The organism is Nitrobacter sp. 62-23, assembly GCF_001897285.1.
GTDB lineage: Bacteria > Pseudomonadota > Alphaproteobacteria > Rhizobiales > Xanthobacteraceae > Nitrobacter.
Window position 1 is genome coordinate 1 of sequence record NZ_MKSM01000033.1, and the last position, 11265, is coordinate 11265.

The window sequence follows — 11265 nt, forward strand, 5'->3', positions numbered from 1 at the left end:
TGACTTGGTGGATCAATTGAGTCTCGACCCTAGAGCGTTTTCGAGCGAAGTGGAATCCGGTTCGCGTGAAGAAAACGCGCCAATCAAGAAATTGGAGCATGATACCGAAAAGTGGAAAAAGGTTTTCGGAAAAGATCATGCCCAAACCAAAGATGAGCGACCAGTCTGGTTCAACGCAGCTAAGACAGACCCGAAACCTACGGCAGCTTGTCAGAACCCAAGCGGCAAATCGCGAGCGATCGGCGGACGGTTGTACCGCGGGTTCCGTTGCCCGGGAGGCCAGGCCAGGCCGCCATAAGGAATGCCGTCGCGCGACAGTTGCGGATTGTAGGCCGGATCATCGTTGAGCGCCTCGCCCCAGCGCGCGCGCAGCAGGTTGAGTTCATGTTCAAACCGGTCTCGCCGGTCGGCGCGGTTATCGTTGCCGCGGCTGGCGGACTCGGCGTGAATGAGCTTCGCGTGCGGCGTAAAGACAATGCGTTTGCCGGCCTCGCGCAAGCGCAAACAATAGTCGACGTCGTTGAACGCCACGGCGAAACGGTTTTCGTCCATTCCGCCGACCGCGAGGTAGTCGCTTCGGCGGGTCACGAGGCAGGCCGCGGTCACTGCGCTGCATTCGTGCGCAACGAGGAGCTGATCGAGAAAGCCGGGGTCATCGCCGACCCGGTCCGTGCAGGCGTGAGCGACTGAAAAATTCATGCCCAGCACGACGCCACCGTGTTGAACGACGCCCCCGGGCAAGGCCAGCAGCGCGCCGACCGCGCCGACGTCTGGCTGGCCCAGGCGCGCCAGCATCTCCTCGAGCCAGTCATCGGAGCTTGCCTCGATGTCGTTGTTGAGGAGGCAGAGGATGTCGGTGTCAAGCTGTGCGGCGGCTCGATTGTTGAGTCGTGCGAAATTGAATGGTCCCTCGATTTGCAAAGTCCGGATGCCGCGCCGTGGTAGATCGGCAAGAAAGCCGATCGTCGCCGGATCGGCGCTGTCGTTGTCGATGATGAGGATATCGGCACGACAGCGCTTGATCGCGGGTGCAATGCTGTCGAGGCATTTGCGTAGCAGCGATACGCGATCGCGCGTCGGGATGACCACCGTGACCCGCTGTTGAACGTATGATCGCCTGATCCGAACCGCGGGAAAGAAATTGCCTCGCTGCTCGGTGATTTCCGCATCAAGTCCGCGCGCCCGCAGGTGCAGACGGCTGGCTTCGGCCAGCAATCGGCCGGCTTTTGCCCGATCGAACCCCGGCATCGTCCCCAGCGCTCCGGGCAGGTGAAGGACATCCGCCTGTTGCGGGCCAGTCCGATCCAGCAAGCTATTGAAGAGGCGGTAGATGTTGTCCGGGCGCGCCGCGAGGGCTGCGATCAGGGCGTCGCGCCGCACCCCGAACAGATACGCGCAATATCCTTGTTCGAGCATTCTTTCATAATCGAACGCCGGAAAGGCAAGCGGCCACAGGCGGCCATCGTCAGCGAGAAAGTCGAGATCGCCATATATGGCGGCTGCATCAGGATGGGCGTCGAAAGCGGCGGAAATGCGCGCCAGCGCGTTGCGTTCCAGCGCAACACCCGCCATGGCCACCACAACGTGGCTCGCGTCTGGCGTGGCGTTCTGCAGAAATTCCAGCATGGCGTCGCTGTCGATCAGAAGCGGCAGACCGTCAATCGCCCCCGCCGTCCAGTTCTCGTTGCTTTGCGTTTCCAGCGTGGACAGCGTCTGTTGCACGCCATCACTGCCGGCGATCACCACGGCCAGCCGAAGCGAACTCGGTTGCGGCTCCGGCAGCGGGAAACGGTCGCGCCAGTCGGCATAGTCGTAAAGAGGCAGCGAGGCGGGAATGAGTTGATCGTATAGCTTGCCGCGCAGCCGCTCGGCGTCGTAACCGCCGACGAGATCGATCAATCCGGTGAGGCCATCGGGGAATGCGACGAAGACGGCCATTGTCGGGATTTGTTCGCCGTCCTCTTTTCGCAGCAGGATTCGATGAACACGGCCGTCGCAAAAGCGTTGCGGGACGTGGAAATCGAAAGCGCGAACGTTGCGCGAAGCCTCTCCCTCGACCTCGCCGCCAATGTGAGTCCAGGATGCGGCGCGCAGTTGTGCGACGGTTTCTCCATCGACGATCGCTTCCAGCGTCACGGCGGCTTCGCTGTCGATCCAGCCCTGGAAACGCAGGCCACCCAGCCAGCGCAGCTTGCAGGCCGGGCGCAGACCGACAGCGGCCATGCTATTATTTTCAAGGTCGATGGGGTGGCCGATGGGAGTTCCGAGATTGGCGAGGCGCGCCGAAAGATGGCGGGCGGCACGAAGCAGATCGGGATCAATGGCCACCGCAAAACCGCATGTATGGCCGAGGTCTTGCTGATAGCATTCCGGCGTGAAAGCATCGGCATAGACCGTCTTCACCACCAGGCCGTCAAGCAGGATGTCGACCGTGAAGCGGCGTTCCGGAGTCTGGGGATCGAACACGAAGCCGGATACCGTCCCGTCATTGCCGAGCGCGAGCCGACTGGCCAGTTCCGGCTCGACGATTGGCAGCTTGCGGGCTGGTATGACGCGCGTCATGGTCTGGATCGCTCGATCCACGCGATAACAGCTTCGACCAGTTCGCAATCGTCCGCGTCTGTCGGGATTGCAAGATCGCGCTTGCGCGGTTTGATCGATCCGGCGGACCAGTCGCGGTACGCGACAGGTATCGAAGCGCGCCTTGCGGCTTCGACGAGTGGATGCCCGAATGCCGGACTCTCGAAGTCGGTGAGCAGCCAGCCCGGACGGTGCGGTGCGAGTACATCGCCGATCTCGCCGGCAGTGACCGCGCCAGTGGCGAAAACATTCGCGTAGGACATCAGACGATCGTCGTCACTCGTCTTACCGGCGACGACGATCGATCTGGATGGCTCCCGCCGCCCCAGGTGCTCCGCCAAACTTCGTATCAGGCGGAAGGATGCAGGCGAGGGGGCGGAAGGTACGATCGCAAGCGACCGGCGCGCGCCGCGAACCCGCGGCAGCGTCAGCGGAAGGGTCGGCCAGTCCTTAAGGACGATTTTGCGGTTGGGCCAGCGGGCCTTCGCAAACGCCCTGGCTGCCTTGCCGGACGCAAGAAACGGCGTTTCGTCGCCAAGCGCGATGACGGCTTCGCCGAGGTCGGCTGCCGTCACCCACGGATTGACGGGAACGCCGAATTTCCGCAGCAGCGCGACCAGTCGCGGCAACGGATTCGGCTCGATGATCTCGGCGCGATCGGGATGCAGCCGGGCGATGGTGTCGGCGGTATCGGCGATGGCCGCGTCGGTGTCGAAACTCAAACGGACAGTCTGCGGGCTGCTGCCGTCGGCCGCCCTGAGATGAACGGTGTCGCGCTCCCGCAACAACAGAATCGCACGCTTGCCGCGTTCGCGGAGATGGCGGGCCCGCTCCTCGGCGACGGCGGCGAAGCTCCGTCGATTGCCAAGAATCAGCACCGACGGCTCAGAAGGCCATGGCAGTGCCCGATCAAGCTTCGCACGCGCGGGCCGCAACGGGTCCGCGACCTCGAAGGCGCGACATTCCCGCCGGTAGTCAGGGAATCGCCGGTCAAGGATTTCGAGGTTGCGGAGCACGAGGCGTCGCTTTTCGTGCCGGAAGGATTTGGAGCCGTGATGGCCGACATAGACGGACGGAGCGCAGACGTTGCGAAAACCCCCGGCGCGCGCGCGCAAGCAGAGATCGACGTCCTCGAGGTAGCCTCGCTCGAAATTGTCCGACAGCCCGCCAATGGCGGCGAGACAGTCGCGCGTAATATAGAGGCAGAAGCCGATGCCGCTCGGGACGTCGGTGACGTCACCGGAATTGGCGATGCTGGCGACCCGGTCGATCTCAAGAATTCTCTCATAGCTCTGCATCGGATTGAGATCGTTCGGCGTCGGAAACGAAAAGATGTCGCCGTTGTTCGACAGCGGGGTAACGGTCCCGATATCCGGCGCGGAGCGCGCCACTGTTGACAATCGCTCGACGAAACCTGGCGGCACGATGGTGTCGGAATTGAGCAGCACGACGTCGCCCGTCGGCAGAGCCTCCAGCGCGCGATTGACCGCGCCGACGAAGCCGAGATTGGTCTCGTTGATGAGACGGTCGATAGTCCCGGCCGCAGCGAGCTCCTTCAAATAACGCCGCAGTTTTGGTTCGGGCGTGGCATCATCAACCGCCAGAATGCGGAAGGGCTGTCCTCCGGATGACGCGCGCGCCTTGATGAGGCTGTCGAAGCAGTCAAGCGTTGCTTGTACGTCCCGGTACACCGGAACGATGACGGTGGGCGCGGTGACATCGGATCGTGGCGCGGCTGATTGGCGTGCGCCGGTGCGGATACCCGGCGGAGGGGACAGGTTGGGTGCGAGCCGGTGCACGTGGATGGTCTCGTCGCCGCAGGTCAGCGTCAGCGTCTGGGGCGCGTCGGATGGTGGGCGCCGAACCAGGAAGGCCGTCGCCTGAATCTCCATGCCAGCCAGCGGATGAAACGAATTGGGTTCAAGTGTGCTGGTGAGGCTGCCGTTTTCAAACGCAAGACTGACTTCGATCGTGTTCGCCTTGGTCCATGCGACCCAGCCCGTTACATGGTTGTCAAACACCGAACAGGCGGTCCAGTGCCGATCCCCTGCACGGCGTAATTCCTCGATGGCGGCTCGCAGGATCGCCGGATTGCTGTCGCGGCCGATCAGACTGGCGGCCGCGCTTCGCCGGCGATCGCCCGTTGCCCAGGCGAGCATCCTGCGGTTGGCGGCAAGATCGGACGGATCGACGAGAAGCGCCTCGGCGAGATCGGCCAAAGCCGCATCGCTGCGCTCCAGCCTCCAGTTCGCCTCCGCCCGAAGAACGAAGCAATGCGCAGCCGAGGGACCGACCCGGCAACGCCTGTCCGCGTATTTGAACGCCGCGAGAAAGTCCTGATCCATGATCGCTTGCGCGGCCATGCGTTCGAGCTTGACGTGCGAACCAAATCCGGCAGGAGCCTGAGTGTCACTCGCGGTCCTGAGGATCATCTGGCGTTGTCCTGACCGGTGAGCGCCTGAGCTGTGCTTCGCGACTGCTGGCCGTCCGTACGTATCCGAAAGTGGAAGTCGGTTGTTTATCAGACCGCGCTCGCCTGACGCTGCTGGCTGCGGAAGACTCTCACCCGCGCAGAACCTGCGGACTTGCGCGGCGTTGCTCGTGCGTCCTGTTCTGCCGGAGCAGTCTGCTCGATGCCGATGCGAATTCCGACCAGCGGCTCGCGGTTGGTCGGACCCGCCAACACCACGCGCCTGCCGACCGCGCGCAGCGTTGGCGCATTCAGGAATCCAGCTTCAGCGACAAACTTCAGGTCATCGGCGCCGCTCATTTCGAGCACCACGGCGGTAAGGGGAAGAGCCCGGCCGCGGGTGCCGGCATAGGTGCCGAGCGGCACCATCCTGCCGCTGCCGGACTGACCGTTGGCGAACTGGACCGCGTAACGGATATCGACGCTTGCGGGCCTGTCCGGCCATTCAAGAGCCACGCCTTCGACGCGTGACGGCGCTGCCGGACCCGCGATCCATGCATTGGGTCCGACAACGATATCGCCGCGTCCCGCGACATGGCCGAGCACCTTCAGGCCCTCGGTCGCAACGTGCGTGTGAAGCCCTGCGCGGTTGCCTTCACCGAGCCCAGCGGGTGCCTGCCCTGCCTGGATTTGTTCGATGCGTACGATCGCGGCTCGCGATCCGCCGCGTTTCGCCGGCTGAACCTGAACCTGCAACGTGCCGGGCGTGTTGACCCGCACGACAAGGCCGGATTTCGGCTGCCACAACGTCGGCCCGGTTGCGTCGGGGTGCAGAATGATCTCCATGCGCCTTTCATGGCCTTCGGCGGGAGTGACCGTCACGCGCGGCGGCGAGGCGGAATCATCGGCGCTTTTGTAATTTACGAAGAACAGTCCGCGGTCGAGACTCAGCACCTTCTGTTGCTCAGCGTCGTTCGTCGTGCCCTGGAACAGATCCACCTGTCGTCTCCTTCAGCCGTGCAAATTCATCATGCAGGTCGCCTTGTGTCAGAAGGCCTGCTGTCGCGACAGAGACGAACAAACGATCGATCGGTTGCGCGACATGATCGGCGCTTCGCCATTTTCCTGTCTCAAAATCGTCAGCCTCGATCCTGTCGCCTTTTCCCGCTGGGGGACCAAACCGATCAACGTTCATTCCACGATACCTGTCCAGAATGCTCAATGATGGTCGCTCATGACCGGGGTGGCCCTCATAGAATATCAAACCGGCAAGCCGGTCGATTTCGTCGATGAAAGAGATTGCCGGATATCTTCAGCTTCCACGCTTAGCGATGCAGCCATCCTGCGTAACATGTCGTTCTCGTCTCTCAGCAGCATGATGGAATCTACGATGCTCTCGGCGGTGTCGGGCAGCTTCTTAAAGCTGCTCCAATCCTGAAGCGGGATTTGCGGCGAGTAGTCGGACGGTGGTTGTGTCAATTTGGGGCTCATCGCGAATGCCATGCGCTTTCCATTGTATTTTGAATTGTTATCGAACTATGCAGGGACTTCGGAATTCATATCCAGGCAACGCAGGATCGACAATTTTTCTGGCAAGAAGATGTCAGACGGAAATCAAGTTCGACGATGAAAGTGCAAATTCATTTGGAACTTGTCAACGCGCGATAAATCAGGCGAGGAAGAATTGGACGAGATTGCTATTGAATGGTTCGCTGGGGAAAGTTTTTTACTTAAAAGGCGACGCACGCGCACAGCCTGGATGTCATGTCGATGAAGATTTTATTCGTTCACAATAATTTCCCCGCACAGTACCGCAATCTCGCGGCGGCGCTGGCCGCCCAGCCGGGTTTCGAACTTGCCGCCGTCGGCGCGTCGAATGCGCAGCCGATGTCTTCGGTCAAGTTGATTAAATATGCACTTCCCGATGCTGATGTCTCAGCAACGCATCCATTTGCGAGACGTTTCGATCTCGAGTGTCGTCGGGCCGAGCAGGTCCTCTACAGTCTTTCCACGCTCGCGACGTCCGGCTTCTCGCCGGATGTGATCCTCGCGCATCCCGGCTGGGGAGAAACGCTGCCGTTGCGCACCATGTTCCCCAAGGCGAGGCAGTTGGTCTATTGCGAGTTCTATTACGGTGCAGAAGGGCGCGACATTGGATTTGATCCGGAGTTTCCGATGTCCGGTCGGGACGGTCACATCGGGCTTCAGCTCAAGAATGCGACAACCCTGTTAGCACTCGCCGACTGCGATGTCGGAATTTCGCCCACATATTGGCAGCAGTCGACTTTTCCAAGGCATTATCAAAGCAAGATAGAAGTCATTCATGAAGGGATTGATACGTCCCGCGTGCGACCTGATGCACAGGCGCGTCTGATGCTTCCGAACGGCCGGCAGGTCGGCCGCTCGGATGAAGTCGTGACGTTCGTCGTGCGCAATCTTGAGCCGCTCAGGGGCTACCACATCTTCATGCGTGCGCTTCCCGAAATACTGAGACATCGGCCCAATGCGCAGGTTGTCATTATCGGCAGGGATGGGCTGTCTTATGGCCTTCCGCCGCCGGCGGGCCGCAACTGGAAGTCGATCTTTCTGGAGGAGGTGAGCGATCGGCTGGATATGTCACGCGTTCATTTCATGGGCGGTGTTCCATACGATACTTTTATTGCAGCACTTCAGGTGTCATCCGCGCATGTCTACCTGACGTATCCATTCGTGCTGTCCTGGTCGGCGCTGGAAGCGATGAGCGCAGGCTGTCTCGTGATAGGATCCGATACCGCGCCGGTACGTGAGGTCATCAGTTCCGGGGATAACGGTCTTCTGGTTCCTTTTTTCGCCGTTGACGAGCTTGCTGAAAAGGTCGTTGAAGCACTCCAGTATCCGGAGCGGTTTTGCGCAATCAGAAAGGCCGCCCGCGATTTTGTCATCGAGCACTACGATGCCGCACGCGTTTGTATCCCGCGAATGCGCGAGCTTCTCGATCTGAAAGCGCCGGCGTCCGCTCGGCGAAATGTCTGGACGGGACGCCCGGCGTCGCAATGGCCGACAGCCGTCAAGCGCTCGTCGCGCAAGCCGTCCGTCCCGGCCGAAATGGAAATGTCGGACGAGGAGGACCATGGTCTGTCTTGAATGCTGTTTTGATGACCATGGTCAACGCCGAGCTGACCTCGAGACTCGTCCCTAGAGCATGATCCCGAAAAGGGAAAGCCGATTTTTAGATAAGACCATGCTCGGGCTAGGGTTGAGTCCGGCGAAGTTGGGACTCTGGCAGGTTGTCAAAAAACCTTTCTGGTTATTCCCGCACGCCTGTCACATCTGTCAGATCGTCGACCGTGCAAGCGGCACCTGAAAAGTCATCGTCGCTGAAATAAGCGCTCCGTGAGATCAAGACAGGAATTCCGGCGCCGGTCGCAGCGGCCAGGCCGATGCCGGAGTCTTCAATAGCGAGACATTCTTTCGCGGGCAGATTCAATTTGTCGAGGACCTTCAGATAAACGTCCGGCGCGGGCTTCTTCCTTCTCACTTCGTCGCCTGCGGCAATGGCTGTGAACCATTGCTCCCAGTCCTTGCCGAGCGACGCCGAAAGCAGCACATCGATGTTGTCGCGCGAGGTCGTCGTTGCAATTGCCAGGGGCTGACCGCGCTGGCGCGCCATATCCAGCAGGGCCCGAATGCCCGGCCGAAGCGGGCAGCCACCCTCGGTGATCAACTCCGCATAGAGCCTGGTTTTGATCTGGTGCAGCTCGGCAATCTCGGAATCCGACAACAGTGGCGGCTGTCCGTTTCGCGCATTGTCGAACGCTCGGATCCGCTCTTTTCCTCCTGCGACCCGGAGCAATTCCTTGTAAGTCGCGCGGTCCCAGTGCCAATCAAGGCCCGCTCCGGCGAAGGCCGTGTTGAACGCCTGACGGTGGGCCTCTTCGGTTTCGGCAAGCGTTCCGTCGACATCGAAGATCAGGGCGCGCGCTTCGATGATCAATGCCCGAATATGATTGGGTGGCAAATTTGTGGCGGATGTTTCGCTCATTTTCCTCAAAACCGAAGAGCCGATTTTCAACAGGCTCGGTTGCGGCGTCCTGAACCGGGCCGGGAACCGAACGGTGATCTACGCATCACAACCCGGATTCGGCGATCCGGGCAATTCATTATTCTTTGGATAGGCCGAAAGCATTTCTTATCACGCAGCATGGTTTTGGCGGGCGACCGAGACGGCAGACACAAAACAGTGATTTCGCTGTTCGATCGAATTTCCGGCTTTGATGCTGCGGTGTTTTGAATCGCTCCAGTTGTTTTGTGAATAATCGACTCGCATTTCCGGAGCGGAAGGCGCACACTCACCAGACCACCACGAGGGTTGTGGCTCTGTATAGAGGTGAGGAGAACGCTGCTCGCGCTCCGCCTCTCGAAACGAGGGAGCACGCCAATGAGGGTGCGACGTGGTTCTATTCAGCTCAGGCCTTTGAAGGATCGTCTGGTCGAGTTTGCGGCAAACGCCCGCAAGACAGCCGACGAACTGCCTCCCGGCGCTCGCAGGGATGAAGCGTTAGCGAAGGTGCGTCAGGCCGATGCAGCCGCTCATATCGACGCGTGGGTGAATTCGTCAGGACTGCAGACACCGAAGTAAAAGGCGTTTCGTGGGCGCCTTGCTTTAAGCCAAGGTGCTCTGGATCGCAAGGCCGTTTCAGGTCCTCCGTCGCCGACGGGCAGGGCAATCAGGTTTTGCCACGCGACCTCCGTGCGAAGCAGGTTGATGAAGATTTTGCGCCGCGGCCGGAGTGAGCACTCCCCGCGGAAATGTTATGAAGTGGCCTGACGCAGGTTCCGAACCTTTCCAGCGGCGTCCGAATGACGACGCGACATCGCGGTGCCGGGAACAGTTCGCCGAACGTTTGCAGGTCCCGAACGGGACGTGCGAAGCGCCCCGGGGCATCGCGAGGACGGACCGCTTGCCGGAGAAATATGTCTTGCGTTACAATGTAATATGGGTTTCTTTCGAACAGAGATTTCTTGACGGAGAACAAAAATGACGGCTCCATCATCAAAGGGTGTGGCCGAGGACGATCTGCGTCTTGTTGCGCTCTCGCTCATTTCCGAGACGCCTCGTCGTGGCTACGAAGTCATTCAGACGATCGAGAAAATGACGGCCGACTGGTTTTTGCCCAGTCCCAACAAGGTCCATCCGATGCTGGCCAGTCTCGTGGAGTCGGGCCATCTGACCGCGTCCACCGATCCCCCGAGACTTTTCACGATCACCGACGAGGGCCGCGCCTTTCTCGAACAGAACCACGATCGTGCCGCTGCCGTTCTTGGCCGCCTGAACGCGCTTGGCGAACGCGTCACCCGCTGGCGACAGGCGCTGGGAATGGCGGAGCGAATAAAGGAGGCCGATGCAGACGCCACGGAAGGCCTGCTGGATGTCCTCGCCCGCGCGGCCATGCCGAGAAAATAAGACGCTTCTTACGCACCATTGGTATACGGCCCGCGATCGGCTTTGCCGCTCCGAAGTGACCGGCAAGCGAAGACGGGATAACGGGGGGTAGAGTGGGTCCGAAGCATCGTGGTTCGTCAAACGGCTATGCAGCCTGCGGCGGCGTGGTGCCGGATTAGCTCCGTGTCGTCCGGAACGGTCCTTGACTGAAGCCTTTCCGTTTCCGATCGGATCAGCCGCAGGCTTCATGATTTTTCTCGACGTATAATCTTCGCGCGAATCGGACCTGCCCCTGGTTCAATTCCGCGGGCATGCTTCGTTAGAAAATGTCAGGAAGCGGAGACGTACAGGCGGCGAGGCTGTTCACGCGTTAGAGCGTTTTCGAGCGAAGTGGGGGACCGGTTCGCGTGAAGAAAGCGCATCAAATCAAAATTATAGAGCCCCGCTGATTCCGTCAGAAGCGGGCTCTATGGTCAAAAGTTCCAGCGCGGAGCGCGTCTTTGCGGAGGTATCGGGCGATCTGCGCTTTGGAGGTCCCGGTTTTAAAACGTCCATACCCGACCCTTACAGCGTTTTGAACGCATGTCCTCAGGCTTGACCAGAGGGTTAGGTCCGGGCTCGCGTGTAAGAAAAAACGCGTTAAATTAAAATCCCGGCCTTTCGCTTCAGCAGAAGCGAAAGGCCGGGCATAATGACCGGTTGAGTCGTTAGTTCAGCTTATTCTCTTTGCAAGGTATGAGTGAAGTACCACAGCGTGCCATTGAGCACCATCGCACCCAGGATATTGCCGATGGTGACCGGGATCTGGTTCCACACCCACCACTCGTAGATGCTCACATTGGCGCCCGAGAGG

Annotated in this window: 8 protein-coding genes; 3 read left to right on the top strand and 5 right to left on the bottom strand. The window is 60.3% G+C overall.

Annotated features, from left to right (window positions below; all coding sequences use genetic code 11):
* Positions 1 to 210 precede the first annotated feature (210 nt).
* From BGO16_RS03490 to BGO16_RS03500, 3 genes are all read right to left on the bottom strand, one after another.
* Positions 211 to 2583: a glycosyltransferase family 2 protein gene (locus tag BGO16_RS03490; RefSeq protein ID WP_363091382.1), complete on the bottom strand. Its 2373-nt coding sequence runs from the start codon at positions 2581 to 2583 to the stop codon at positions 211 to 213.
* Positions 2559 to 5012 (bottom strand): glycosyltransferase, encoded by a 2454-nt coding sequence (locus BGO16_RS03495; RefSeq protein ID WP_292617213.1) that lies wholly within the window; start codon positions 5010 to 5012, stop codon positions 2559 to 2561. The genes BGO16_RS03490 and BGO16_RS03495 overlap by 25 nt, the downstream gene beginning before the upstream one ends.
* An 89-nt stretch (positions 5013 to 5101) precedes the next feature.
* Entirely contained in the window at positions 5102 to 5989 is an 888-nt protein-coding gene (locus BGO16_RS03500; RefSeq protein WP_292617214.1) for a hypothetical protein, read from the bottom strand.
* 31 nt (positions 5990 to 6020) lie between these two features.
* Between BGO16_RS03500 and BGO16_RS03505 the strand changes: the two genes are divergently transcribed.
* Positions 6021 to 6215, top strand: coding sequence for a hypothetical protein (locus BGO16_RS03505; RefSeq protein WP_292617215.1), 195 nt, complete (start codon positions 6021 to 6023; stop codon positions 6213 to 6215).
* A gap of 35 nt (positions 6216 to 6250) precedes the next feature.
* Here the strand turns inward: BGO16_RS03505 and BGO16_RS03510 are convergent, their stop codons facing one another.
* The gene (locus tag BGO16_RS03510) at positions 6251 to 6493 is read right to left on the bottom strand and encodes a hypothetical protein (protein ID WP_292617216.1); all 243 of its coding nucleotides are present in this window, start codon (positions 6491 to 6493) and stop codon (positions 6251 to 6253) included.
* Between the two features lie 261 nt (positions 6494 to 6754).
* Here BGO16_RS03510 and BGO16_RS03515 point away from each other — a divergent pair, with 261 nt between their 5' ends.
* Positions 6755 to 8113: a glycosyltransferase family 4 protein gene (locus BGO16_RS03515; protein ID WP_292617217.1), complete on the top strand. Its 1359-nt coding sequence runs from the start codon at positions 6755 to 6757 to the stop codon at positions 8111 to 8113.
* 163 nt (positions 8114 to 8276) lie between these two features.
* Here the strand turns inward: BGO16_RS03515 and BGO16_RS03520 are convergent, their stop codons facing one another.
* Positions 8277 to 9011, bottom strand: a complete 735-nt coding sequence (locus BGO16_RS03520) for an HAD family hydrolase (RefSeq protein ID WP_292617218.1) — start codon at positions 9009 to 9011, stop codon at positions 8277 to 8279.
* A gap of 996 nt (positions 9012 to 10007) precedes the next feature.
* Here BGO16_RS03520 and BGO16_RS03525 point away from each other — a divergent pair.
* Positions 10008 to 10433 (top strand): PadR family transcriptional regulator, encoded by a 426-nt coding sequence (locus tag BGO16_RS03525; RefSeq protein ID WP_292617219.1) that lies wholly within the window; start codon positions 10008 to 10010, stop codon positions 10431 to 10433.
* Positions 10434 to 11265 lie beyond the last annotated feature (832 nt).